Here is a 25805-nt window from a genome sequence, read left to right as displayed (position 1 = left end):
GCGCGCAGCATAGCACCATGCAGCACACCAGAGAACGGCGCGGCGGCCCTTCGTGCGTTGGGGGGATTGGCCAGGCAAGGCCCGGGCCGATCAGACCGTGCGGAACGACGCCACCGCATCGCGCAGCACCTGGGCCTGTTCTTCCAGCGACAAGGCCGCGGCGGCCGCCTGCTCGACCAGCGCCGCGTTCTGCTGCGTCACCTCGTCCATCTGGTTCACGGCCTGGTTGACCTGCTCGATGCCCGAGCTTTGCTCCTCCGACGCCGAACTGATCTCGCCCATGATGTCGGTCACGCGCTTGACCGCGACCACCACCTCGTCGATCACGCTGCCCGCCTCGGCCACCAGGGTGGTGCCGTTTTCCACACGGCCCACCGAGTCGCTGATCAGTTCCTTGATCTCTTTGGCTGCACCCGCGGAGCGCTGCGCCAGGTTGCGCACCTCGCCGGCCACCACCGCGAAGCCGCGGCCCTGTTCACCCGCGCGGGCGGCTTCCACCGCGGCATTCAGCGCGAGGATGTTGGTCTGGAACGAGATGCCCTCGATCACGCCGATGATGTCGGCGATCTTCTTGCTGCTCTCGTTGATGCCCGCCATGGTGTCGATCACGCGTCCGACCACTTCGCCACCCTTGACGGCGATGTCCGACGCGTTGACGGCCAGGGTGCTCGCCTGACGTGCGTTATCGGCGTTCTGGCGCACGATGCTGGTGAGCTCTTCCATGCTCGATGCGGTTTCTTCCAGCGATGACGCCTGCGCTTCCGTGCGCTGCGACAAGTCGGCATTGCCGGCGGCGATCTGCTTGGTGGCGCTGGCAATGGAATCGGCCGACGTCTTGATGTGGCCGATGGTGCCGGTCAGCTGCTGTTGCATCTGGGCCATGGCGACCAGCATGCTGTCGCGGTCGCCGGAGCGCGTCTGCACCTGCACGGCCAGGTCGCCGCCGGCAATGCGGCGGGCCACGTCGGTGGCGTAGCTTGGCTCGCCGCCCAGCCCCCGCTGCACGTTGCGGATGATGAGCGACATGGCTAGCGATACCGCGCCACCTACCAGCAGAATCACGATCAAATTGGCGATCAGCGAATGGCGATACGCCGCATCCACTTCCTGCAGGAACACGGCGCTCGAGATATTCCAGTCCCATGGCGCAAAACGTTTTACGTAGCCGATCTTGGGCAGCGCGGTTTCGCTGCCGGGCAGGCGGCCCTGGTACTCGGCAAAACCGAAGCCCTTGTCCTTGGCGGCGTCGACGATGGTCGGGTAGACCAGCTTGCCGGTCGGGTCCTTGAACTGGGCGGTGCTCTTGCCGACCATGTCGGCCAGCGTCGGATGCATCAGCAAGATGAGTTGCGAGTCGACCACGAACAGGTAACCCGTGGTGCCGTAGCGCATCGAGGCGAGCGTCGATAGCGCAGCCTTCCTGGCGTCGGCTTCGCTCATGGCGCCGGATTGCGCGCGGGCGTGATACAGCTTGGCGATGCCCTCGGCGGCGTCCACCAGGTTCTGCAGGCCGACCTTGCGTTCATCGAGCATCGTCGCGCGGGTCTCCATCGCGCTCCAGATGCCCACGCCAATCAGCCCCAGCCACATCAGGGCCAGCGCCAGGCGCAGTTTTGCTTTGAGTGTCCACTGCCGCATGTCGCGTTTTCTCCACTTATCGTTGACGTCTCCCCAACGAAGTAACGGCGAGGGGTGGGTCTTCTTTAGGAGAGGGCTTTGCGTGCGGGGTGTGGGCGGAGCGCAAAAAGAAGGCGCCGGCTTGCACCGGCGCCCGAAGAGACGGCGTTTCCTCACGAGGAGGAAACGCCGCCGCGCGTTGGGAGGTTTCGTTATCAGGCGGGGATCACTGCTCGCGGATCCAGGTTTGCGTGCGGCCGATCAGACTGATGCCGATGAAGCCGCGCACATTGAGTTTCTGACCGTCTTCCGACAGCGACATCTTGGCGCTGTAAACCTTGCCGTTTTCCGGGTCCAGGATCTGGCCGCCATCCCAGTTGTTGTTCCCGTTTGCCTTGAGGCCCGTCAGGATGGTCAAGCCCTGGATCGGCTGGTCTTTGCGGTCGTCCGTGCACTTGGTGCAGGTCTTGTTCTCGTCGCCCGGCACGAGGATCTTGCTGACCTTGCCCGTGAACGTGCCGCCGTTGTCGACGATCTTCACTTCGCCTTTTTGTTTACCCGTGTTGTCGTCGATGGTCTTCCAGGTGCCAGCGGGCGTGGCTTGCGCGAAAGCGCTGCCTGCTGCGAGTGCGAAGGCCAGTGCGCCGGCCAGGCGCGCGAAAGAGTGGGGGGTGCGTTGCATTGTGGAGTCTCCTTGTCAGCGTAAAAAGAATCGGTGAGGGCAGATCGGTTGTATTGGCGCGGGGTCAATGGGCGCTCAACGCACCGGTCAGGGGGGACAGCGGATTGCTGCCGGAGCCGCCGGTGGCGTTCGTGACGCCACCCAGCGCATTGGTGATTGGGGCAAGCGGGTTGCCGCTGCCGGTGGCGCCGCTCAGCGCGCTCGTCACCGGCGCCAGCGGACTGCTGCCGCCACCCGACAACGCACCGGTCACAGGAGCGAGCGGGTTGCTGCCGCCGCCGAGTCCGCCACCCAGTGCGTTCGTGATCGGCGCCAACGGGTTCGTCGAGCCGCCGCTGCCACCGTTGACGAGGCCGCCGGCGCTGGCCACCGTGCTGCCCACGGCACCGATCACGCCACCCACGTCACGCGTGAGCGGGTTGCCGCCAGCCGCACCGACTTGCGCGCCTGCGCTCTGCAAGCCGCCGCCCACCGTGTTGAGCGCACCCGCCAGCGGGCCGCCGAGCATCGTCGTGCTGCCGACCGCTTGCGTGCCCTGCGCAACCTGTGCCGACAGCGGCACGATCGCGTTGCTGGTCTGCTGCGTGATCTGTTGCACCGGGCCGCTCGACGTGCCGATGGTGACGAGCCCGCCCGCGCCCTGCAGCACCTGCCCCAGCGCAGACACCCCGCTGCCCACCGGCGCCGTCACCGGATTCAGCGGTGCCAGCGGGCTGCCTGCCGCGCCCAGGTCGGAGACGGTCTGGCCTGCATTGCCGACGGTCACGCCGGCGGAGCGCACCACATCACCCGAGCTCTGCACCGTGGTGCCGACCGGGTCAGGCGTCGAGCCGATCTTGCCGAGCCCGTTGCTGATGCCGTTGCCCAGCGTCTGGACGGTATTACCGGCGGAGGTGACCGTCGCGCCCAAATCCTTCTGCGCTGCCGTGCCGCCCACCACCGGTACCGGGGCCGTGCCGATCGTCGTGCCAAGGTCGCTGACCGTCTTGCCCGTCTGCGTCACGACGTTGCCGCTGTTGCTGGCCACGTTGCCCACCGGCACCGCGCCGGGGTTGTTGTTCGCCGTCGATGCCGGAGTGTCGCCGTTCGGGTTGCCGCCCGAAGCGCAGCCGGCCAGCGTCAGCACGGCGAATGCGGCCGCCGCCAGCAGCGTGCGCGATTGCAGAACAGCGGAAGAAGCTTGCAGCGGGTTTTGAATCTTCATGATGAGTCTCCTTGTAAGCGCGGCCCGTACCGCTGAATCACCGCCGGGTCAGAAGAACGCGCATCTGGTGCCTGGCGGTTAGCATCCGTCTGCCCTTTCAGTCGAATGCAAATAAAGTTCTCAAGAGCAGGGCTAGCGATGCGCGCCGGATGTCACACCCGCCAGCACGCCGCTGACCAACCCGCCCACCGTTGTACCGATGCTGCCCAGCCCGCCGAGCGGACTGGTCGCCGCAGTACCGCCATTGCTGATCGCCCCCACGCCCGGCAAGGCGGCAGTCAATGAACCGACGGCCGACGTGACCGGTGCGAGCGCGCCGCCAAGCGCACCGGTCAATGCACTACCGGGTGCGCTGCCTGCCGAGGATGGCGCTGCGGGCGAGACAACCGTTGCCAACCCGTCGGTGAGCGTGCCGAGCGCGCTCACCGTATTGCCCAGCGTCGACACCAGCGCATCCCCCTTGGCTGCCGTCGTGATCGTGCGGCCCTCGCTGCCGAGTGCACCGCCCAGCGTCGTCAGCACGTTGCCCACTGGCGCGCCCAGGCCGGTGGCTGCGCCCAGCGTTTGCGTGGTCGAAGTCAGCGTGGCGGTGAGCGGCACGATGGCCGTGACGACGGTGGTCGTCACCTGCTCGACGGGGCCGGTCGGTGTGGCGATGGGTGTGCTGCCTGTTGCGCTGGTGCCACCCGTTGCACTGCTGCCGCTATCGCTCGACCACGTCGGCGACGTCGATGCCGTGATCGCCGGCTTCGATTGCGAATCACCGCCGCCGCCGAGCGACGTACCCATGTCGCCGCTGCCGGAATTCGCGCAGCCCACCAGTACGGCGAGCGATGCCGTCGCCAACATGCACTGCGTGCACCGCGAGAACCTTCCGCGCCTCGGCGGATTCGATGTCGACAAGAACGCTCGATCGCGCATCTTGTGCCTCCACTACTCAGAACGCTGTTGGACCCCTTCTGTCTTGCGCTCTTTGCTCGTCGGGTTTGCCGTCGCCGCGTTGCGGGGTGGCGACGACCGCCCTGTCTTGTCACGTGCCACGCGCAGGGCCCGTGCCACACCGCGCGATCGATGCCGTGCTGATGTGGTGAGCGGATCGTGGAGTGAAACCGAATGGCATGACAATCAGCGTCAACCTGACACCCCGATATGCGACTGCAGCAATTCTCGATGCGGATTCGGTATAAAACGCCTCAGCAAGCCGTTCTTGGTGCATGTATGCCGCAGCAAAAATGCCCCTTGGATTGCCGTAGAACAATCCTTCTATCGTCGTAAAACCGCCTCGTTTCAAACGCGATTGCGCGCAGTTTTCAGCGGTTGCTGAGCAGGGTTTTCCCGCGATTGGCGATCGGCTTGCAGCGATGCGCGCCGCGATGAGGAGGTGCGATGCGTTGGCCGTTCGACATCGTCACCTACCGGCATCCGCGGCACGCATCGATGCGATTCGCACGCGTGCACGCATCGACATCTCGACCGCCTCGCGCATCCGATGCGCGGCACGCGACTTGCGGCACGTGCGTGCATGTCGTTGACCATCGCGATCGCATCGCTTTGGCACCTCGTGTGTCGATGGTGTGCGAACACTGCGCGAGAGACGCGTTCGCGACGTCGATCGACACGCTCAACACGTCGACACGCACACGTCGATCGCATCGATCGAATGCGCGCGTGCCAAAAATTCGCGTGCGTTGTCGCATTCACGCATCGTTTTTTTTCGACACGCATCGCGCCGCTCGCGCGTCATCGCACACGACGATGCTGAACGTGTGCGAGGCGCGCGCGCGCCTGCGCGATGCACACACGAGTTCAATCACGCGCTGCTGTAAACCGGCATGAACATTGGGTTTGCGGGAAGAGTGTGTCACCGTGGAGCAACGTCGTAACGCGATGTCACCACGCAAGAAAATGCGCTTCCGAGAGGTCGCCTGCGATGCATGCGCGATCTGAATCGCAGCGACGCACAGACGCAGCGCAATCCTTCACCAAAACTCACCGCGCTTTTTGCATAAATCTCTTAACATCACCGCGCAAACGAATTATGATTCGCCTTGACAAGACGTTGACTTCGATGCAAGGAAGCTTCGCGCGATCAACGACGATGAACTTCCAAGCAAGCAGCAAGTGAAAGGTAGTCGAGGAGCGTAACCACTTTGATGCACGCCACGCCGACAGGGCTGTTCGAACTCGGTGCCGTCTCTGCGATCCCCCCGTCGGGATGGGCGTACTACCCCCAAAAGAAAACGCGCGCTCTCCAGATTTCCGCTGTCCGCAAAGCTACGCTGCAAGCGGCTTTGCAACCTACACAGCGATTCGCGCAAGATCAGATTTCGACCGGTGTGGCCACGATGCCCCGGTCCTCTCAGTTGACGAAGACCCGCCGGACGCAGTGTGTCCGGCCAGCTGCGGTTACGCGCGTATGCGCGACCGAGGCGTGCAACTTGCTGCGTGTGTCTACCGCGCGGGATGCAGGTCTTCCTACCGAATTCATTAGCGTGCGACTGCCGTCTGGTGGTGCGCCGATGAATCGCTCGCTCGGTTGGTCTGGCGATGCCGTTGCATCGTGGGATCGGGCCGGTCGGGTTGCTCAATCTCGATAGTTCGATACCCAATCTTGAAGGAGTTTCCCATGGCAACTGCTGCTAAGAAGAAACCGGCCGCCAAGGCCCCGGCCAAGAAGGCCGCTGCAAAGAAGGCTCCGGCCGCCAAGAAGGCTGCTGTGAAGAAGGCTGCTCCGGCCGCCAAGAAGGCACCGGCCAAGAAGGCTGCTGCAAAGAAGGTTGCAGTTAAGAAGGTCGCCGCCAAGAAGGCACCGGCCGCCAAGAAGGCCGCAGTGAAGAAGGTTGCTGCCAAGAAGGTTGCAGCGAAGAAGGCCCCGGCCAAGAAAGCCGCAGTGAAGAAGGTTGCAGCGAAGAAGGCCCCGGCCAAGAAAGCTGCAGTGAAGAAGGTTGCTGCCAAGAAGGCCCCGGCCAAGAAAGCTGCAGTGAAGAAGGTTGCCGCCAAGAAGGCCCCGGCTGCCAAGAAGGCCGCTGCCAAGCCTGCTGCGAAGAAGGCTCCGGCTGCCAAGAAGGCTGCTGCCAAGCCTGCTGCGAAGAAGGCGCCGGCGAAGAAGGCTGTTGCCAAGCCCGCTGCTGCTCCGGCCGCTGCACCGGCTGCACCCGCTGCCAAGACCGCGCTGAACCCGGCTGCGGCATGGCCGTTCCCGACTGGCAACCGTCCGTAAGTCATTCTTGCGACGGTGATCCTCCGGGACCACAGCGGCGCGCATGTCGCGCCCACCTGATCGGATACCGCGTATCCGGTCCGCAAGACCTGGTGTCTTGCACCGCCCGCCGATCGGCTTACGCCCCGGCGGGCTTTTTCTTGCTCGTGCATTCGTTGCATGCGCGAAAAAAAAACCGCATCGGCATCGTGCCGCTGCGGTTTTTTCCGATGCGCCCGGCCCGATGGGCCAGATCGATCAGTGCGTCACGCGGGTCACGCCGCCAGACGACAACAGGCGCACGCGCTCGCCCGGGCGGAATGCCTCGTCGGCGTCCTGCGTGATGGCGCGGTATTCGCCGTTGTCCAGCTTGACGGTGATCTCGAGACCCGGACGCTTGTTCGCCTGACCTTCGATCGCGCTGCCAGCCACGCCGCCGAGGATGGCGCCGAGCACGCCCGCCGCCACCGAGCCGTTGCCGCGCCCGATGGCTGCCGCCGACCCGATGCCGCCGATTGCGCCGCCCGCGATGGTACCGACGCCGGTCGCCTCACGGTCGATCACGACGTTGCGCACGGAATCCACGGTGCCGAAGCGCACGGTCTGTTCGCGCTGCGCCTGCCCCGAGGTGTACGCGCTGTTGGAGTTGGTGCCCATGGCGCAACCTTGCAGGCCGAGAGCGGCAACCATCAGGGCTGCAGCGCCGATGCGATAGATGGGTTTCATGTTTGTTCCTTATTGATACCGATACCCGAAAGCGGATTCGAAGCGCCGGGCAATCTCGTCGACGGGCAGACCGTGATTTTGCGGCCCCTGGCAGGCGATCTTGAGTGAGCCCATCAGGCTGGCGAGCCGGCCGGTGGTTTCCCAGTCCAGCCCGTTCTCGATACCGTAGAGCAGGCCGCCGCGGAAAGCGTCGCCGCAACCGGTCGGGTCGACCACACGCTCGGCCGGCACAACAGGAATAGTGTACTGCTTGCCGCCGGTGTGAATCTCCGCCCCTTCTTCCCCGCGCGTGACGATGAACGCCTCGACGCGCTGCGCAAGTTCTGTCGCACTGTAGCCCGTGCGTGACAGCATGACCTGCGCTTCGTAGTCATTGACCACCACGTAGCTGGCGAGTTCAACGAAGCGGCGCAGGTCGGCGCCGTCAAACAGCGGCATCGCCTGGCCCAGGTCGAAGATGAACGGCACGCCCGATTCGGCAAATTGGGTGGCGTGGTGCAGCATGCCTTCGCGGCTGTCGGGGCCGACCAGGCCCAGTCTGGCGGGCAGCGCATCCTTGACCGAATTCACGCTCGACTGGCTCATCGCGCCCGGGTGGAACGCGGTGATCTGGTTGTTGTCGCGGTCGGTGGTGATCATGGCCTGCGCCGTGAACGTGTCCGGAATCTCGGTGATGTGCGCGGTCGAGATACCGAGCGCCTTCAGGTAGTCCAGATACGGGCCGGCATCCTGGCCAACGGTGCCCATGATGATGGGCTCGCCGCCGAGCAGCTTGAGCGTGTAGGCGATGTTGCCTGCGCAGCCACCGAACTCCCGACGCATGCTTGGCACCAGGAAGGAGACGTTCAGGATGTGGATCTTGTCGGGCAGGATGTGTTCGCGGAAGTGTCCGTCGAACGTCATGATGGTGTCGTAGGCGACCGAGCCGCAGATCACGCTGGCCATATCGGGAGGGCTCCAAATGTGAACGCGGCCGTCCAAGCGGACGGCCGTGTGATGAACGAGAGACCGGCGACCGGTCTCGAAACAGCTTACTTCAGTGCAGCCAGTGCGGCGTCGTAGTTCGGCTCTTCCTTGATTTCCGGCACGAGCTGCGAATACAGGACGTTGTCGTTGCCATCGAGCACGACCACGGCGCGGGCGGTCACGCCGGCCAGCGGGCCCGACGTGATGTCGACGCCGTAGGCTTGCTTGAAGCCCTTGTCACGGAAGGTCGACAGCGGCACGACGTTCTTGATGCCTTCGGTGGTGCAGAAGCGGCCTGCGGCGAACGGCAGGTCGGCAGAGATCGAGAGCACGACCGTGTTGTCGAGCTTGGCAGCGGCTTCGTTGAACTTGCGCGTGGAGGTGGCACACACCGGGGTGTCCAGGCTCGGCACGATGTTCAGGACCTTACGCTTGCCGGCAAAGTCGGCCAGCGACACGTCTTTCAGGTCTGCGCCAACCAGCGTGAATGCCGGGGCTTTCGCGCCGGCCGCCGGGAATTGGCCGCCGACTTCGATCGGGTTGCCGCCAAGGGTCACGTTTGCCATGGTGTTGCTCCTTCCTTTGATGCGTGTTGGGGGTGAGTCTGGGGAAAATTCAGGGGTAAAAAATCAGCACCCGGTAGTTGGCCGTCGGGCGCTGGGACTGGAATCGTACCCGAATCGGCAACTCGGCGCGGGCGGGCAGCCCTGACTTGCCGTATGCACTGTCGCTCGGGTTCAGATAGTCGTTGGGCAGTAGGGCGCGGCGGGAGAGCAACTGGTCCTGCAGATCGGTCGTGATCAGCTCGATGGCGGGCAGCGCGATGGGGCCGCCGGCACGGTTGCGCAGCGTGGCGGTCAGCACGTATTCGTCGGACGCCTCGCCTTCCTGGCGCTGCAGTTGGGACGACTCGATCAGCAGGGCATCCAGATCCCGCGGCGGCGCGACCGTGCAATGCAGCGGCTGGCACAGCGCTTCCCACAGCGGGCGCGTGGAGGGTGCACGGCGGGCGATCTCGGCGCGGGCGAGGAACAGCAACTGCACCACCGCCAGCACGGTCAGGAAACCAACCGCAATGCGCGCCAGTGCACGGCGTCCTGTCGACTTGCGTGCCTGTTCGCGTGCCTGCGCGGCGCGCAGGAAATCCAGCGTTGCGGCGGAGACGCCGTGATTCGGCCCGCGCACCTGGCGTGGACGCGGTGCCCCGGTCAGTGTGCGTTGCGGTGCCGGGCTCGCGGGTTCGGTTTGCGCACGACGAGCGTGACCATGGCGCCGTGGCACCGGCGCGAATAGCGTGTGCGGATCGGCATCGTGGCGCATCCAGACCGAATCGTGGGCTTGGGCAACGGGCGTCGGGGATGCAACCGGTCCTGCCGACGCGGCTGCCGGTGTGAGCGCGGGTTCGACTGGCAAGTCAGCCGACGGCTGCTTGGGCAGGGCTGCCGCGAACGTGTCTTCCTCGTCTTCGAGATCGCGCAGCGGCGGCAGACCATGGAAGGCATGGGTGGGCTGCTGCGGTTCATCGGACGGAGCAGCTGGTGGCGCGCCGGGCAGTGGCCGCGTGTCGGGCGCGGTCGGTTGTGCGTCGGGTGCCGGGGTCGCGCCTTCGACTTCACCCAAATGGACTTCGGCGACGCCCTCTTCGGAAAGGTCTTCTTCCCAGATCAACGTCATGCCGAAGCCGTGGTCGTCTTCGCGTTCGTCTTCGCTTTCGTTTCCGTCAGCCGGCGGCGTGGAGGGCGCTGGCGGTTCTGGGGCGACCGGGGCTTGCGTTGTACGGGGGGCAGGTTCTTGCGGCTTCGGCGGCTGCGGCACTTCGGCCACTGGCGCTGTCTGTGCGGGTGCGGGTGCGGGTGCGGCGCCGAGTTCGATCAGATGATCGCGGCCATCAAAGACGTGGTTGCAGCGCCCGCAACGGACAAGCCCGCCGCGCAGCCGGAGTTGGTCGGCGACAACGCGGAACGCGGTTTGGCAGTTGGGGCAGCGGGCGGCCAGACGTGGCGCAGCTTGTGGCGCAGTTGCCATGCGAGACGAAGAGAGAAAAGCCGACCGCGCGAGTATTGCAGACAGCAGCGCCAGCGTCGACCTTTGTGCCGACGCTGGTGCGACTTCTGCGCTGTTAAGCCGGTTTCACACCGTGCAGGCAGACCCAGCCGTCACGTGCGCGCCACACCGTCAGCGGAATGGCCGACGCATAGGCGGCGGCCACTTCCTCCGCTTGGCGCTCCAGCACCCCTGACAGGATCAGCCGGCCGCCCGGGCGCGCGCGTGCGCACAGCATGGCCGCCATCAGCTTGAGCGGGTTCGACAGAATGTTCGCCACGACCAGGTCGAAGGTGCCTTCCGGAGCATCGTCGGGCAGCGCGAAGGTGGCTTCGACGTGGTTGCGCTCGGCGTTGTAGCGCGAGGCTTCCACGGCGTTCGGGTCGATGTCGACGCCGACGGTTTCACTCGCGCCGAGCTTCTTGGCGACGATGGCCAGGATGCCCGAGCCGCAACCGTAATCGAGCGTGCGCTCGCCGGGCTGCACGTGCTGTTCCAGCCATTCCATGCACAAACGCGTGGTCGGGTGGCTGCCGGTACCGAAAGCGAGGCCGGGGTCCAGCTCCAGCACCACGGCATCGGGCTCCGGTGCGTCATGCCACGAGGGCACGACCCAGATGTGCTCGCCGATGTGAATAGGCTCGAACTGCGATTGCGTCACGCGCACCCAGTCCTGCTCTTCGACTTCGCGCACGGTGTACGCAGGGATGGGCGAGAGCTTGATCTCGTTGGCCGCGGCTGCCACCAGCAGTGCCGGATCGGCATCGTCAGCCAGCAGCGCGACCACGCGCGAACGGTTCCACGCCAGGCGGGTCGGCTCGTGGCCGGGCTCGCCGAAGAGCGGTTGTTCTTCCGGCGTGTCGGCATCGGCGTCTTCTACCGACACCGACAGGGCGCCCAGATCGAACAGCGCCTCGGACAACGCCTCAGCGTCGTCGCGAGACACCTCAAGTACGCATTCGCGGTACGTCACTTGCCGCCACCCTTGGCCACTTCCTGCTGCGCCAGACGGTGCTCCAGGTAGTGGATGTCGGTGCCGCCTTCGACGAAGTTGGCGTCGAGCATCAGGTCGCGGTGCAGCGGCACGTTGGTCGAGATGCCTTCCACCACCATTTCCGACAGGGCGATGCGCATGCGGGCAATGGCCTGCTCACGCGTGGCGCCGTACGTGATGACCTTGCCGATCATCGAGTCGTAGTTGGGCGGCACGAAGTAGCCGTTGTAGGCGTGCGAATCGACGCGAACACCCGGGCCACCCGGCACGTGCCACGACGTGATGCGCCCCGGCGACGGCGTGAACTTGAACGGATCTTCCGCGTTGATGCGGCACTCGATGGCGTGGCCCTTGAGCGTGATGTCCTTCTGGCGGAAGCGCAGCTTTTCGCCGGCCGCCACGCGGATCTGCTCTTGCACGATATCGACGCCGGTGATCATTTCCGTGACCGGGTGCTCGACCTGCACGCGCGTGTTCATCTCGATGAAGTAGAACTCGCCGTTTTCGTACAGGAACTCGAACGTGCCGGCGCCACGGTAGCCGATCTTCTTGCAGGCCTCGGCGCAGCGGTCGCCGATGCGCTCGATCAGGCGGCGCGGGATGTGCGGTGCCGGCGCTTCTTCGATCACCTTCTGGTGGCGGCGCTGCATCGAGCAGTCACGCTCGCCCAGCCAAATGGCGTTGCGGTGCTGGTCGGCCAGGATCTGGATCTCCACGTGGCGCGGATGCTCCAGGAACTTCTCCATATAGACTTCCGGGTTGCCGAAGGCACGGCCGGCTTCTTCGCGGGTCATGTTGACGGCGTTGATCAGTGCAGCCTCGGTGTGCACCACGCGCATGCCGCGGCCACCGCCGCCGCCGGCGGCCTTGATGATCACCGGATAGCCGACCTTCTTGGCCGTTGCCAGGATTTCCTTCGGATCATCGGGCAGGGCGCCGTCCGAGCCGGGCACGCACGGCACGCCGGACCTGATCATGGCCTGCTTGGCCGAGACCTTGTCGCCCATCAGGCGGATCGATTCGGGTGTCGGGCCGATGAAGGTGAAGCCGGATTGCTCCACGCGCTCGGCAAAGTCGGCGTTTTCCGAGAGGAAGCCGTAGCCGGGGTGGATGGCCTGGGCGTCGGTCACCTCGGCGGCCGAGATGATCGCCGGCATGTTCAGGTACGACAGCGGCGACGGTGCCGGGCCGATACACACGGCTTCGTCGGCCAGCTTGACGTATTTGGCTTCCTTGTCTGCCTCGGAATAGACCACCACGGTCTTGATGCCGAGCTCGCGGCAGGCGCGCTGGATGCGAAGAGCGATCTCGCCGCGATTCGCGATCAGGATCTTGTCGAACATCGTGTTCTCGCTACAAAAAGGGGAGGCGAGGGCGCTATGGCTGGGCCGCACTTAGCGGACCTGGGCACTCGGTTGCGTCAACTCGCGCTCGGATGCGGCGCTCTTGGCGCCGCACGATGAGGGTCGGATGCCGGAAGATCAGCCGATCACGAACAGCGGCTGGCCGTATTCCACAGCCTGGCCGTTGTCGATCAGGACTTCCTTGATCACGCCGGCCTTGTCCGCTTCGATCTCGTTGAGCAGCTTCATCGCTTCGATGATGCACAGCGTCTGGCCTTCCTTGACGGTGTCGCCCACCTTGACGAACTCGGCGGCGCCCGGCGACGGCGAGCGGTAGAACGTACCGACCATCGGCGAGGTCACGATATGGCCGGCGGGCAGCGCCGGGGCGGCGGCCTCAGCGCCGACAGCCGGTGCAGCCGTCGCGGCGACGGCCGGTGCAGCAGGCATGGCGGGCATCGGTGCGTACTGCATCGGCGCGGCCATCACTTGCTGCGGTGCCGACTTGACGATGCGGACCTTGCCTTCGCCTTCGGTCACTTCGAGTTCCGAAATGCCCGATTCGGCCACGAGGTCGATCAGCGTTTTCAGCTTGCGCAAATCCATGAACGTTCTCCTGCAGCGTCGGCGATCTGGGGCGGGGATGCACGCGCGAATGGCTCTTCAGCCGCGCATCGGTAAAGTCAGGCGCTCCAGGCGCTGGCGTCGTTGCGTTGGTTAAGTGGTTGAAATAAAAGGGGAAGAAAGCGGCAGATCAGCCGCCGTGTTGATCGCTATGTTCGTCGACGACATAGTCCAGTGCGGCCAGGTAGCCACGCCAGCCCAGCCCACAGATCACGCCCACCGCCTGGTCCGCCAGGTACGAATGGTGGCGGAACGGCTCACGACGATGCACGTTGGACAGATGGACTTCGATGTACGGAATCACCACCCCGGCCAGCGCATCGCGCAGCGCCACACTCGTATGCGTATAGGCCGCCGGGTTGATGATGATGAATTCGACGCCTTCGCTCTTGGCGGCGTGAATGCGATCGACCAGCGCACCTTCGTGGTTCGACTGGAAATGCGACAGCGTCACGCCGCGCGACTGGGCACGTTTGACCAGAGCCGCATTGATGTCGGCCAGCGTGGTCGCACCATAGACCTCCGGTTCCCGTGTCCCCAGCAAATTGAGGTTCGGACCGTGCAATACGAGCACGTTGGGAAGCGCTTTGGCGATCGGTTTGTCAGTCACGATTTGACCGGTTGAGCGAAGTTGGGCGGAATTTACAGCAAATTAGAATGCTTTGTCTAGTTTTTGCTGAAAAACTGTCGAGAAATCGGTGTTTTCACCGATGTTGACTGCGCAGCCCACATTTTTGGTGAAGAAGAAGGGAAGTTGCGTGCACATGAACGTCATATGACGTTTTTGAATGTTCACGCCTTCTGCAGGGCTTCGCGTAATTCTTCCGCATGCACCCGGCCCATTTTTCGGAATGTGATCTCGCCGTGTGCATTAAGGATCACAGTAAACGGAAGGCCGCCGACCTCGTTGCCGAACTGACGCCCCAACTCCGTGCCGCCGAAACCTGCCACCGCGATCGGGTAGGTGACGTGGACCTTACTCAGAAATGTCTGGATATTGGCTGCCGAATCGATGCCAATGCCGACGAACTTTGCCTTGCCCCGCTGCTCTTGCGCCAGCGTGGACAGTTCGGGCATTTCTTCGACGCAAGGGCCGCACCATGGTGCCCAGAAATTGATCACCACCGTCTGGCCCCGGTATGCCGCCAGATCCAGTGGCGCGCCCTGGGCATCGGGCAGCTTGCTGCCGTAGAACGCGGTGACCGCATTGTCGGCCGGCGTCTTGGGCTCCGTGGCGCGATGCCCGGCGTAGACGCCCAGCGCTGCGGCAATCAGGCCGGCGATCAGCAGGGCGATCAAGGTGGTACGGCGGGTCATGGTTCCAGGGGGGGCTCTATATATAGACAGCGGCGAGGCGTGCCGGATTGTACTCCTGTCGGGCGGGTCACCCCTGCGAGAGGAGGGCGCGCACCGCGGCAGCATCGCCGCGCTGGGCCCGGCCGCTGGCGTCGGCGCGTCGCGCACCACGCACATCGTTCAGGTCGTACAGGGCGATGTGGACACCGACGGGCGTGCCGGTTTCGGCGCGCAACTCGCGGGCGAGGTCGCGTGATTCGGGCCCAGCAGGCCATTGGCCGCGCCACAGAAAGCTGAGCGTTTCCACTTCGTCGCGGCCGCCGAAATGGGCGGTCTCGGTGGTGTCGAAGTCGATGCCGGCATTGAGCAGGAAGATCGCCACGTCCTTCGGGCTGTCGCAAAAGACCTGCAGGTGGATGTCGGAATGCTCGCTGGCAGTGCCGTTGAAAACCGCGCCAGCCAGATACGGGTTGTGCGCGGCCAGCCCTTCCATCAACACCAGCGCGATGCGGCGCAGCAGTGCCAGCACCCGTGGTTGGGAATCGGCCTGGAACAGCGCCTGGTACTCGCGGACTTCCGTTTCGACCAGCTCGTTATCGGGCAGCCATTCGCCGGCGGCGCGCGACTCCGTGCCGAGCACCTGGCGCGCGGCCTTGCGCTTGGCGGTGGCGTAGTCGGCCCCGTCCTCCGCGATCATGCGGGCGGCGACGGCGGCGATTTCCTCCCGCACGCGAGCGGGGTCAAGGATGGGGCGTTTGGACATGGCTCTATTTTACTGAAGCGCGCGGACCGCCCGAAGGCAGCAGGTACAATGCGCCGCAACGAAGTTGAGATGGCTCCCATGCATATCCACATCCTTGGAATCTGCGGCACCTTCATGGGCGGCATTGCCCTGATCGCCCGCCAGGCCGGTCACCGCGTCACCGGCTGCGACGCCAACGTCTACCCCCCCATGAGCACGCAGCTCGAAGCCCAAGGCATCGAGCTGATTGAAGGCTTCGACCCCCAACAGCTCTCCATCGGTGCCGATCTATACGTGATCGGCAATGTGATCTCGCGCGGCAACCCGCTGATGGAAGCCATCCTGGACCGCAATCTGCCCTACGTTTCCGGCCCGCAATGGCTGGGGGACAACGTGCTGCGGCAGAAGTGGGTGCTGGCCGTGGCCGGTACGCATGGCAAGACGACGACCACGTCGATGCTTGCCTGGGTGCTGCAAGATGCCGGCTACAACCCGGGCTTCCTGGTGGGCGGCGTGCCACGCAACTTCGGGCTGTCGGCGCGCCTGACCGAATCCGACTTCTTCGTGATCGAGGCCGACGAATACGATACGGCGTTTTTCGACAAGCGCAGCAAGTTTGTCCACTATCGCCCCCGCACGGCCATCCTGAATAACCTGGAGTTCGATCACGCCGACATCTTCCCGGATCTTGCTGCGATCGAAACCCAATTCCATCATCTCGTACGGACGGTGCCCGGTCAGGGCCGGTTGGTCGTCAATGGCCGTGAAGACAGCCTGAAGCGCGTACTTGAGCGCGGATGTTGGTCTGAAGTCGAGCACTTCGGCGCAGAACAGGGTGATGGCTGGAAGATCGCCAACTTGGGGGATGGCGCAAATGCGGACGACAGCTTTGACGTGCTCTTCAATGGTCGGACGCAGGGCCGAGTACGTTGGTCGCTGCAGGGCGACCACAACCGCATGAACGCCCTGGCCGCCATTGCTGCCGCGCGCCATGTGGGCGTGCCGCCGGCTCAAGCCATTGAAAGCCTGGCCCGTTTCGAAAATGTGAAGCGCCGCATGGAAGTCCGCGGCACCGTGAATGGCGTCATCGTCTACGACGACTTTGCCCACCACCCGACCGCTATCCGTACCACGATCGAAGGGCTGCGCCGCCGCATCGGCGACGCACGCATCCTGGCGGTGCTGGAGCCGCGCTCAAACACCATGAAGCTCGGCGTGATGAAACAGGCGCTCCCGGATAGCTTGGCCGGCGCGGATCAAATCTTCGCTTATGGTGCCGCCAACGGCCGTGACGCCCTCGGCTGGGATCTGGCCGGTGCACTGGCGCCGCTGGGCGGTCGTGCCAAGGCGTTTTCCGATCTGACGACCCTCGTTGAGGCTGTGACCGCTGTCGCTCGCCCGGGCGACCATGTGCTCGTGATGAGCAACGGTGGCTTCGGCGGCGTCCACCAGAAGCTGCTTGACGCCCTGGCCGCCAATTAAGCGACATATGCCGGCTTCCATCCTTTATCTGCACGGATTTCGCTCGTCGCCGCGCTCGTTCAAGGCGCAATTGCTCGGCAGGCGGATGGCTTCGCTCGGGCTGTCCGACCATTACGTTTGTCCAATGCTGCCGGTCTCCCCCCGCGAGGCGATGGCGGAAATTGACGCGGTGATCGCTGACCTGGGTACGCGCGACGGCGTCAAGCCGGCGCTGATTGGGTCGTCGCTGGGCGGCTATTACGCCACTTGGTTGGCCGAGCGCCATGGCTTGCGTGCCGCGATGCTGAATCCCGCCACGCGTCCGGAGCGGGATCTCGCCAAATACGTCGGCGAACAACCGCTCTGGCACGGCGGTGGCACGATCCGCGTCGAGCCGCACCATCTGGACGAGTTGCGCGCGCTGGCCGTGCCCGCCATCACGCACCCGGAGCGCTACTACCTGCTCGCCGCCACCGGCGATGAGGTGCTCGACTATCGAGAAATGCTCGGCCATTTCCCGGGCGCCACGACCCGCGTGATCGACGGCAGCGACCACGGCATCAGCGATTTCGCCCAGTACGTGGACGAAGTGCTCGTCTTCTGCGGCGTTCCTGCCGATTTGCTGGCCGCGCATCCGTTCGACGGCGCCGCATGACCGAATCGCCGTCGTATCCGCGCAGCCTTTGGCGTAGCGCGTTGCCGCCGGCGGTGGTCTATGACCGGCATTGGGCGGGCTGGGCCGTGGGCGCCGATTCGCTCACCGCGCGGTTGCGTGCCGCATCGTCCAGCTTTCGGGTGCGACTGCTTGGCCAGCACCGCGCAATGCCACTGCGCGATGAGTGGCGTTGCCTTGGCATGGCAGGGCCGGCCGAAACGCTGGTCCGCGAAGTTCTGCTGATCTGTGACGACATTCCGGTCGTTTATGCGCACACCATCGTGCATCCGCGCAGTGTGGCGCTCGACTGGCCGTTTCTGAAGGCGCTGGGGACCCAGCCGCTGGGGCATTCCTTGTTTGCCGATCCGCGTGTCGAGCGGGGCGATTTCGAGTTTGCGCTGCTCGACGCACGCCACCCGCTGGTCCGCCGCGGACACGAAGCGCTGGGTGACGCGCCCATCACTGGCACGCAGCGATTGCCGGCGCGCCGGTCGGTGTTCCGGCGTGGGGCGAGCGCGATGCTGGTGACGGAGGTTTTCCTGCCGGCGCTGGCCGGTTTCCACCCGCCCCGCTAAGCGTATTTCCGGGGCCGGGCGACCGGCCAGTGCGGTATCATCGCCCCCAACTTTTTGATCGCCGCGCATCAAGTTGTGACATCCGGATGCGTGGTCATTCCACCTCATTCAAAGTGGCGCTCGCCTGTGCGGGTGCCGCAATCCAGACAAATCCATGCAGTTGCTGTTTGAAGAAGGCGGCGAGATCCGCGCGGGCACCGTCTTGTCCCAACAGGGCGAGGCGTATCAGGTCGAATTGCCGAGCGCCAAGCGCACCAAGGTCAAGTCGCGCGATGTGTTGCTCCAGTTTGCCCAGCCGTCGGCCAGCGAGCTGTCGCAGGCCGCCCAGGCGCTGTCGGCGGAGATCGATCTGGATTTCCTCTGGGAATGCGCCTCGGCCGAGGAGTTCGGCTTTACCGATCTAGCCGGCGAATACTTTGGCGCCGGCGCCACCGCCACGCAGCAGGCCGCGCTGGCCATCGCGCTGCATGGCTCGCCGATCTACTTCCGCCGCAAGGGCCGCGGCCGCTATCAGCGCGCGCCCGAAGATCAATTGAAGGCGGCACTCGCCGGCCTGGAGCGCAAGAAGCAGCAGGCCGCCCTGCAGGCCGACTACGAGGCCGAGTTGAAGGCGATGCGCCTGCCCGACGCCTTCCGCGGCAAGACGCTGCAATTGCTCTTCAAGCCCGACAAGAACAGCCTGGAATACAAGGCGCTCGACGCCGCGTGCACGGCGCTGGGCCTGTCGCCGATGCGGCTGATGGTAGCGGTGGGCGGCATCGCCAATGCGCGCGCGCTGCACGAGGCACGTTTCCTGTCGGAGTGCTTCCCGAAGGGCACTGGCTTCCCGGATGTGACCGTGCCGGAACCGGCGCTCGACTTGCCGGCCGCCGATGTGCGCGCGTTCTCGATCGACGACGTGACCACCACGGAAATCGACGACGCCATCTCTGTCACGCCCATCGATGACGCGACCGTGCGCATCGGTATCCATATTGCGGCGCCGGGCTTCGGCATCCAGCGAGGCGATGCGCTGGACGCGATTGCGCGCCAGCGTTTGTCGACCGTGTACTTCCCCGGCGACAAGATCACGATGCTGCCGGAGTCGGTGGTCGATCGCTACACGCTGCAGGAAGGGCGCGCCTGCCCGGCGCTGTCGCTGTACGCGACGGTTGATCGCGCGACGTGGACGGTCACCGCCAGCGAGACGCGCTGCGAATCCGTGACGGTGGCGGCCAACCTGCGCCACAACCTGCTCGACGACGTGATCACCGCCGAAGCGCTGGCTGAGGGTTCGGGCGACTACCCGTTCAAGGCCGAGCTGGCCGTGCTGTGGCCGTTCGCATGCGCGCTGTACGACGGCCGCCAGCAGGCGCGCATCGCCAGCGGCCTCAAGCCCGAGGGCGCGCAGAAGGGCGACTACTCGTTCTATATCGACCCGATCCCCGAGGCCGAACGCGGCGAGGGTGATGCCACCGAGCGCGTGCGCATCGAACAGCGCAAGCGCGGCTCGCCGCTGGACAAGATCGTCGCCGAGATGATGATCCTGGCCAACAGCACCTGGGGCCGCATGCTGGCCGACGCCGGCGTGCCCGGCATCTACCGCACGCAGAAGGCGTGGGGCATGCATCGCACGCGCATGCAGACGTATCCGGCGCCGCACGAAGGCCTGGGCGTGGCGCAATACGCGTGGAGCACCTCGCCGCTGCGCCGCTATGTCGACCTGGTCAACCAGTGGCAGATTGCGGCGGTGGCGCAGCACGGCGTGACGGCCAAGCTGATCGCGCCGTTCAAGCCGAAAGACGCCGACCTGCTGGCCGCCGTGGCCGACTTTGAGGCCACCTACGCGGCCTATGCCGACCACCAGTCGACCATGGAGCGCTACTGGTGCCTGCGCTGGCTCAAGCAAGAGCAGCGCACGCGCATGCAGGCCGTGGTGCTCAAGGAAGGCGCCGTGCGCTTCGCCGAGATTCCGCTGGTGACCAAGGTGCCCGAGCTGGCGCAGACCGCGCGTGGCACGCATGTGGTGCTCGACATCCTGGACACCGACGAGATCAGCCTGGAAGTGTCGTGCCGCGTGGTTGAAATCCTCGCGCCCGCCGCGGATGCGCAAGCCGAAGCCGAGGCCATTGAGGAAGAACTGGCCGAAGCCGAGACGGATGCGCCGGCCGAACCACAACCAGCAGCCGACGAGGAAGAGACTCGCGCCGAAACGGACACGGTTGACGCCTCTGTGGCGCCGCCGCCGCAGGACGGCGAGACCGGTGGAACGCCCGCCGCCGCCTAACTACAATCGCAGTCTGACGTCTACCCTTCCCGCATCGCCCTGGAACCGCCTCATGGCCGCCCTCGCAAACCGTCCGGACTGGTCCGGCAGCAGCACGCTCACCAAGGCTTTGGTGGTGTCGCTGGCCGTGCACGTGCTGCTGCTGTTCGTGCGCGTGGTGGCGCCCGAGGCGTTTGACATCAAGCGCGACGATCCGGGGCTGGATGTGGTGCTGGTCAACGCCAAGTCGTCCACGGCGCCGTCCAAGGCGACGGCCGTGGCGCAGGTCAACCTGAACGGCGGCGGTGAATACGACCAGCAGCGCGCCACCACGCCGCTGCCCGCCGACACCAGTGAACAGACTGGCGATGCCGTCAAGCTCACGCAGCGCCGGCTCGAATATCTGGAGCAGGAGCAGCGCCGCCTGCTCACGCAATCGACCGACCGCGCGCCGCTGGTCAACGATCGCCAGGTCAAGCCCGGCGAGCGCCCGCAGCCGTCGCCCACCAACGGCACCGACGACCGCACCACGCAAGACGAGATCGCCCGCCTGCAGGCCGAGATCGCCCGCAACCTCGAGCACTACGCCAAGCGCCCACGCCGCAACGTGCTGACCGCTGCCAGCGCGCGCCAGGTCGATTACGCCCGTTACTACGATGCTGTCCGCCGCAAGATCGAGGCGCGTGGTACGGCCAACTTCCCAAGCCAGAACGGCCGCCCGCTGTACGGTGAGCTGATCGTCGTGATCAGCATCAACCGCGACGGCCATCTCGGCTACAACCAGGACGGCTACAAGATCGAAGGCATCGAGATTGCCAAGAGCTCGGGCAATCCGGCGCTGGATCGCCAGGCCGTGGCCATCGCACGTTCGTCCGCACCATTCGGCGCCTTCCCGGCCGAGATGCGCAAGCGCGTTGATATCCAGGACGTGGTTGCCACATTCAAATTCACACGCGCAGGGCTGGAAACGCACCTGCAGACCCGCTGATGTCGTCGCCCCAAACGCCCAAGTCGTCCTTTCAAGAGGCCATCCTCGCTGCGGTGAGCGCGCCGCCCACCGATCGCTACGGCGTGATCGGCAACCCGATCGCGCACAGCAAGTCGCCCACCATTCATGCCGCGTTTGCACAGCAGACCGGTCAGCTCATCCGCTACGACCGCATCTACGCCGAGCTGATCGCGTTTGACGAAACCGTGATGACCTTCGTGCGCGAAGGCGGGCGCGGGCTCAACGTGACGGTGCCGTTCAAGCTCGACGCGTATGCGATGTCGACGTCGCTGTCGCTGCGGGCCGAGTCGGCGGGCGCCGTCAACACGCTCAAGTTCGATGGCGACGAGATCTTTGGCGACAACACCGACGGCGTGGGCCTGATGCGCGACATCACGCACAACATCGGCAATTCGCTCGCAGGCGAGCGGGTGCTGCTGCTGGGCGCGGGCGGTGCGGCGCGCGGCGTGCTGCTGCCGCTGCTGGAGCATAAGCCCGCGCGCGTGTTCATCGCCAACCGCACCGCCGATCGCGCCAACAAGCTGGTCGACCGCTTCGAGGTGTCGGCCAAGCTGCACGATGCGGAGCTGGTGGGCGGCGGCTACGATGAGCTCGCCGCTGACGATGTCTTCGACGTCATCATCAACGCCACGGCCAGCAGCCTGCAGGCCGAGGTGCCGCCGATCCCGACCACTGTGTTCGGCCCCAATGCGCTGGCCTACGACATGATGTACGGGCCGCGGCCAACGGTGTTCATGGAGTTCGCCAAGCGCAATGGCGCCCGCGCGTGGGACGGCCTGGGCATGCTGGTGGAGCAGGCGGCGGAATCGTTCTTCGTCTGGCGCGGCGTGCGCCCCGATACCGCGCCGGTGCTGCTCGGCATGCGCGAAGGGCTGCAGGGCGAGGCGGCAGTCGCTGCGCGCACCCAACGCTGAACCGGAGCGAAGCCCCGCGATGATGCGTTGGTTCGGCTACGTGATCGGCTGCTTCCTGGCAGGTGTCGTCGCGCTCAATCTGTACTTCTTCGCGGCCATCGCGAGCTGGCAGGTGTTCAATCCATCGTCCACCGCGTTCATGCGTGCGGAGCGCATGCGCTTGTGCGGCGCCAACGTCTTCACGTGCAAGATCGACCATCGCTGGGTCAACTACGACCAGATCTCGCGCAACCTCAAGCGCGCCGTTATCGCCAGCGAAGACGCCGATTTCGTCTCGCACAGCGGCTGGGAAGTCGACGCCATGCTCGATGCATGGGAGAAGAACAAGCGGCGCGGCCACGTGGTCGCGGGCGGTTCGACCATCACGCAGCAGCTGGCCAAGAACCTGTTCCTCTCGGGCGAGCGCCACTACCTGCGCAAGGGCGAGGAGCTCGTCATCACGTGGATGCTCGAGTTCTGGCTCGACAAGGAGCGCATCCTCGAGATCTACCTGAATTCGGTGGAGTGGGGCGAGGGCGTGTTCGGCGCGGAAGCCGCTGCGCAGCATTACTTCAAGCGCCCGGCATCGCAACTCACGGTGGGGCAGGCGGCGCGACTGGCTGCGGCATTGCCCGCGCCCAAGTGCTTCGACAAGAAGAGCTACTGCGCCAACGTGCACGTGAACTTCACGCGCAAGGCCACCATCATCGCCAATCGCATGGGGTCGGCCACGCTGCCGGATTGATCCGGTTGCAGTGGCCAGGGGCTCCTACTTGAGCCAGCCCTTGCGCCGGAAATACACCAGCGGAATCGCCGCCGACACGATCATCAGGCCAATCGCATACGGGTAGCCCGCTGCCCAATCCAACTCCGGCATCACCTTGAAGTTCATGCCGTAGATCGAGGCGATCAGCGTGGGCGGCATCAGCGCCACCGACACCACCGAGAACAATTTGATGATCTTGTTCTGGTTGATGTTGATGAAGCCGACCGTGGCGTCCATCAGGAAGTTGACCTTGTCCGACAGAAAGGCCGTGTGGTTTTCGATGGAATCGATGTCGCGCAGCACCTGGCGCGCTTCGTCCTGCTGATCGGTTGAGAGCAGTTGACTGCGCAGCAGGAAGGACACCGCGCGGCGCGTATCCATCACGTTGCGGCGGATGCGGCCGTTCAGGTCTTCCACGCGCGCGATGATCTCCAGCACATCGGCCGCGGCCGCATCGGTCACTTCATCGGCCAGCACACGTTTGCTGGCGTCTTCCAGGCGCTCGTAGACTTCCTCGATGGAGTCCGCCGAGTATTCCGCGTCGGTGGCGTACAGGTCCATCAGCACGTCCTTCGCATTGCGCACCGAGCCCGGGCGCAGTCGTGCGCGCATGCGCACCAGCCGGAAAGCCGGGAGGTCTTCGTCGTGGATTGAGAACAGCACATCCTTGGTCAGCACGAAGGCCACGCGCACGTTGCGCGAGGTGGTTTCTTCGTCAAGCAGGAAGTCGGTGCGGATGTGGATGTGGCCGTCTTCGCCTTCAAAGTAGCGGGCGGAGGCTTCCAGGTCCCCTAATTGCTCCAGTTCAGGCAGGACCACGCCGTAGGCTTCCTTGATCCACGCGAGCTCTTCGTCGTCGGGATCGATCACGTCGATCCAGATCGGCTTGTGCTGCAACAACTCGCTGCGTTCTTCGACCTGTTCTTGCGCGAGACGGCCTTTTTGCACAACAAACAGGTTGATCATGGGTGTTCCTTGAGGCGAGACGGTGGACAGGCGCGGCGAAAAATCGCGCCGAGTGTAGCCTAAAGGCGTGGTGGATTCAGCCAGAAACCGTGACTTGCCGCGCACGCGTGGGGCCGGCGCCACGCCGGGAAGATGCGGTCAGCGGAGCCCCCGGCGGGTAAAATGCAGACAAGTCACGCGGCAGCCCGGCCGCGCTCTCATATTGCCGACATCATGCGATTTACCGAACAACTGGCTGCCGCCTGGCAGCGCAACAATTCCCTGCTGTGCGTCGGGCTCGATCCCGATCCGGCGCGCCTGCCGGCGTCGTTGACCGGCACGGGCGGGGCGATCTTCTCGTTCTGTCGCGCCATCGTCGACGCCACGGCCGACCTGGTCTGCGCGTTCAAGCCGCAGATCGCCTACTTTGCCTCGCAGCGCGCCGAAGACCAGCTCGAGCAGCTGATCAACTACATCCACGAGGCGTATCCGGGCATTCCGGTCATCCTCGATGCCAAGCGCGGGGATATCGGCTCCACCGCCGAGCACTACGCCAAGGAGGCCTTTGAGCGCTACCAGGCCGATGCCATCACCGTCAGCCCGTACATGGGTTTCGACTCGATGCAGCCGTACCTCGCGCATGCCGACAAGGGCGTGATTGTGCTGTGCCGTACGTCCAACGCCGGCGGCAGCGACGTGCAATTCCTGGAAACGGGGGGCCGCCCGGTTTACCAGGTCGTGGCCGAGCGCGCGCGCGACGTGTGGAATACCAGTGGCCAGATGGGCCTGGTAGTGGGCGCGACCTTCCCGGAAGAGATCGCCAAGGTGCGCGAGATTGTCGGCGATATGCCGCTGCTGATTCCGGGCGTGGGCGCCCAGGGCGGCGACATCGAGGCGACGGTACGCGCCGGCCGCACCGCCAATGGCACCGGCATGATGATCAACTCGTCGCGCGCCATCCTGTACGCCAGCACCGACAGCGATTTTGCCGATGCGGCGCGTCGCGTGGCGCTTGCCACCCGCGACCAGATCAACCAGTTCCGCAACTGACCTGGCGCTGCCGGTCCGGTTGCCGTGAGAGCGAGGACGCCATGACCACGCATCCACATCGCGCCGTCGCCGGTGCGCATCGGGAAGAGACCGGCCGGGATCCGGACCGCAAGCTCGAGAAAGAGCGCGACGACACTCACCAGCACGAGACGACGCGGCGCGATCATGATCGCGACCGCCGTCACGAGCACGATCACGAGCACCAGCCGGAACACGATCACGAAGATCGCCGCCGGCCGGATCATCCCAGCGAGATCTAGATCAGGACTCCGCCGAGTCGAGGAAATCGAGCAGGCCGCGCAGTGCGTGCTCGGCAGCCTGCAGGCGGACCTGCTTGCGATCGCCTCTGAAGTGACGTGTTTCCACGCGCGTCTGCAGGCGGTTGCTCCAGCCGAAGCACACCATGCCGACGGGCTTGTCGGGCGTGCCGCCGGTGGGACCTGCCACGCCGGTAATCGACACGGCCACCTGGGCGCGGCTGTTGAGCACAGCGCCTTCCGCCATCGCATGTGCCACCGGCTCGCTCACGGCGCCATGTTCTCGGATCAGCGCCGCCGGCACGCCCAGCATCTGCGATTTGGCCTCGTTCGAATACACCACGAAGCCGCGCTCGAACCACGCAGACGAGCCCGAGACATCGGTGATGGCGGCCGATACCAGCCCGCCGGTGCACGATTCGGCGGACGCCACCATCAGGCTGCGCTTGCGCAGCGTGTCGGCCACCAGTTCGGCCAATTGGGCCAGGGCGCGGGATTCAGCCATTGCTACAC

Annotated in this window: 26 protein-coding genes; 10 read left to right on the top strand and 16 right to left on the bottom strand. The window is 65.2% G+C overall.

The annotated features are described in order from the left end of the window. Positions 1-90: 90 nt before the first annotated feature. The 4 genes from NG900_RS18160 to NG900_RS18145 form a co-directional block, all read right to left on the bottom strand. The gene (locus NG900_RS18160) at positions 91-1638 is read right to left on the bottom strand and encodes a methyl-accepting chemotaxis protein (RefSeq protein WP_252682754.1); all 1548 of its coding nucleotides are present in this window, start codon (positions 1636-1638) and stop codon (positions 91-93) included. 205 nt (positions 1639-1843) lie between these two features. Further along, the gene (locus tag NG900_RS18155) at positions 1844-2299 is read right to left on the bottom strand and encodes a DUF2147 domain-containing protein (RefSeq protein ID WP_252682753.1); all 456 of its coding nucleotides are present in this window, start codon (positions 2297-2299) and stop codon (positions 1844-1846) included. A 64-nt stretch (positions 2300-2363) separates the two neighbouring features. After that, on the bottom strand, positions 2364-3503 hold the full coding sequence (locus NG900_RS18150; protein WP_252682752.1) for a collagen-like triple helix repeat-containing protein: 1140 nt from the start codon (positions 3501-3503) through the stop codon (positions 2364-2366). Positions 3504-3635: 132 nt separating this feature from the next. After that, a complete protein-coding gene (locus NG900_RS18145; RefSeq protein WP_252682751.1) occupies positions 3636-4424 on the bottom strand; it encodes a collagen-like triple helix repeat-containing protein in 789 nt (262 codons plus the stop codon). Between the two features lie 1705 nt (positions 4425-6129). On the opposite strand from NG900_RS18145, the gene NG900_RS18140 reads away from it, so the two are divergent. Further along, a complete protein-coding gene (locus tag NG900_RS18140; protein ID WP_252682750.1) occupies positions 6130-6723 on the top strand; it encodes a histone H1-like DNA-binding protein in 594 nt (197 codons plus the stop codon). A gap of 237 nt (positions 6724-6960) precedes the next feature. On the opposite strand, the gene NG900_RS18135 is transcribed toward NG900_RS18140, so the two are convergent. The 10 genes from NG900_RS18135 to NG900_RS18090 all read right to left on the bottom strand — a co-directional run bounded on the left by NG900_RS18135 (position 6961) and on the right by NG900_RS18090 (position 15457). Then, complete coding sequence (locus tag NG900_RS18135) at positions 6961-7428, bottom strand: outer membrane lipoprotein (RefSeq protein WP_252682749.1); 468 nt, start codon at positions 7426-7428, stop codon at positions 6961-6963. A 9-nt stretch (positions 7429-7437) separates the two neighbouring features. Then, positions 7438-8373 (bottom strand): carbohydrate kinase family protein, encoded by a 936-nt coding sequence (locus NG900_RS18130; RefSeq protein ID WP_252682748.1) that lies wholly within the window; start codon positions 8371-8373, stop codon positions 7438-7440. Positions 8374-8459: 86 nt separating this feature from the next. After that, on the bottom strand, positions 8460-8960 hold the full coding sequence (gene tpx, locus NG900_RS18125) for a thiol peroxidase (RefSeq protein ID WP_252682747.1): 501 nt from the start codon (positions 8958-8960) through the stop codon (positions 8460-8462). Positions 8961-9009: 49 nt separating this feature from the next. Continuing rightward, positions 9010-10419 (bottom strand): DUF3426 domain-containing protein, encoded by a 1410-nt coding sequence (locus NG900_RS18120; RefSeq protein WP_252682746.1) that lies wholly within the window; start codon positions 10417-10419, stop codon positions 9010-9012. Between the two features lie 94 nt (positions 10420-10513). Then, positions 10514-11410 carry a 50S ribosomal protein L11 methyltransferase gene (gene prmA / locus NG900_RS18115; protein ID WP_252682745.1) on the bottom strand — a complete coding sequence of 299 codons (897 nt, stop codon included), beginning with the start codon at positions 11408-11410 and terminating at the stop codon, positions 10514-10516. After that, positions 11407-12774: an acetyl-CoA carboxylase biotin carboxylase subunit gene (accC, locus tag NG900_RS18110; protein WP_252682744.1), complete on the bottom strand. Its 1368-nt coding sequence runs from the start codon at positions 12772-12774 to the stop codon at positions 11407-11409. Before accC ends, prmA begins: the two co-directional genes overlap by 4 nt. Before the next feature lie 138 nt (positions 12775-12912). Then, positions 12913-13380 (bottom strand): acetyl-CoA carboxylase biotin carboxyl carrier protein, encoded by a 468-nt coding sequence (gene accB / locus NG900_RS18105; protein WP_252682743.1) that lies wholly within the window; start codon positions 13378-13380, stop codon positions 12913-12915. A 148-nt stretch (positions 13381-13528) separates the two neighbouring features. Further along, positions 13529-14008, bottom strand: coding sequence for a type II 3-dehydroquinate dehydratase (gene aroQ / locus NG900_RS18100; RefSeq protein WP_252682742.1), 480 nt, complete (start codon positions 14006-14008; stop codon positions 13529-13531). Between the two features lie 182 nt (positions 14009-14190). Further along, on the bottom strand, positions 14191-14715 hold the full coding sequence (locus NG900_RS18095) for a TlpA family protein disulfide reductase (protein WP_252682741.1): 525 nt from the start codon (positions 14713-14715) through the stop codon (positions 14191-14193). A gap of 67 nt (positions 14716-14782) precedes the next feature. Continuing rightward, positions 14783-15457, bottom strand: coding sequence for a UDP-N-acetylmuramate--alanine ligase (locus NG900_RS18090; RefSeq protein WP_252682740.1), 675 nt, complete (start codon positions 15455-15457; stop codon positions 14783-14785). 78 nt (positions 15458-15535) lie between these two features. Here NG900_RS18090 and mpl point away from each other — a divergent pair, with 78 nt between their 5' ends. The 7 genes from mpl (at position 15536) to mtgA (ending at position 23019) form a co-directional block, all read left to right on the top strand. Next, positions 15536-16918: a UDP-N-acetylmuramate:L-alanyl-gamma-D-glutamyl-meso-diaminopimelate ligase gene (mpl, locus tag NG900_RS18085; RefSeq protein ID WP_252682739.1), complete on the top strand. Its 1383-nt coding sequence runs from the start codon at positions 15536-15538 to the stop codon at positions 16916-16918. 7 nt (positions 16919-16925) lie between these two features. Continuing rightward, a complete protein-coding gene (locus tag NG900_RS18080; RefSeq protein ID WP_252682841.1) occupies positions 16926-17552 on the top strand; it encodes a YqiA/YcfP family alpha/beta fold hydrolase in 627 nt (208 codons plus the stop codon). Then, entirely contained in the window at positions 17549-18127 is a 579-nt protein-coding gene (locus NG900_RS18075) for a chorismate--pyruvate lyase family protein (RefSeq protein ID WP_252682738.1), read from the top strand. The genes NG900_RS18080 and NG900_RS18075 overlap by 4 nt, the downstream gene beginning before the upstream one ends. A gap of 154 nt (positions 18128-18281) precedes the next feature. Continuing rightward, the gene (locus tag NG900_RS18070) at positions 18282-20393 is read left to right on the top strand and encodes a ribonuclease catalytic domain-containing protein (RefSeq protein WP_252682737.1); all 2112 of its coding nucleotides are present in this window, start codon (positions 18282-18284) and stop codon (positions 20391-20393) included. Between the two features lie 52 nt (positions 20394-20445). Further along, positions 20446-21360, top strand: coding sequence for an energy transducer TonB family protein (locus NG900_RS18065; RefSeq protein WP_252682736.1), 915 nt, complete (start codon positions 20446-20448; stop codon positions 21358-21360). Beyond that, on the top strand, positions 21360-22295 hold the full coding sequence (aroE, locus tag NG900_RS18060) for a shikimate dehydrogenase (protein WP_252682735.1): 936 nt from the start codon (positions 21360-21362) through the stop codon (positions 22293-22295). Before NG900_RS18065 ends, aroE begins: the two co-directional genes overlap by 1 nt. A gap of 19 nt (positions 22296-22314) precedes the next feature. Continuing rightward, complete coding sequence (mtgA, locus tag NG900_RS18055) at positions 22315-23019, top strand: monofunctional biosynthetic peptidoglycan transglycosylase (protein WP_252682734.1); 705 nt, start codon at positions 22315-22317, stop codon at positions 23017-23019. A 24-nt stretch (positions 23020-23043) separates the two neighbouring features. Here mtgA and corA read toward each other — a convergent pair whose 3' ends face one another. After that, positions 23044-24006, bottom strand: a complete 963-nt coding sequence (corA, locus tag NG900_RS18050) for a magnesium/cobalt transporter CorA (protein WP_252682733.1) — start codon at positions 24004-24006, stop codon at positions 23044-23046. Positions 24007-24219: 213 nt separating this feature from the next. Between corA and pyrF the strand changes: the two genes are divergently transcribed. Both pyrF and NG900_RS18040 read left to right on the top strand, forming a co-directional pair. After that, positions 24220-25035 (top strand): orotidine-5'-phosphate decarboxylase, encoded by an 816-nt coding sequence (gene pyrF, locus NG900_RS18045; protein WP_252682732.1) that lies wholly within the window; start codon positions 24220-24222, stop codon positions 25033-25035. Between the two features lie 41 nt (positions 25036-25076). Then, positions 25077-25295: a metal transporter gene (locus NG900_RS18040; protein ID WP_252682731.1), complete on the top strand. Its 219-nt coding sequence runs from the start codon at positions 25077-25079 to the stop codon at positions 25293-25295. Between the two features lies 1 nt (position 25296). On the opposite strand, the gene NG900_RS18035 is transcribed toward NG900_RS18040, so the two are convergent. Beyond that, complete coding sequence (locus NG900_RS18035; RefSeq protein ID WP_252682730.1) at positions 25297-25797, bottom strand: CinA family protein; 501 nt, start codon at positions 25795-25797, stop codon at positions 25297-25299. Between the last annotated feature and the right edge of the window lie 8 nt (positions 25798-25805).

The sequence above is a fragment of the Ralstonia soli genome (assembly GCF_023955655.1).
Lineage (GTDB): Bacteria > Pseudomonadota > Gammaproteobacteria > Burkholderiales > Burkholderiaceae > Ralstonia > Ralstonia soli.
The sequence above is the reverse complement of the archived record's forward strand: the minus strand, read 5'-3'. Positions and strand labels throughout refer to the sequence as shown.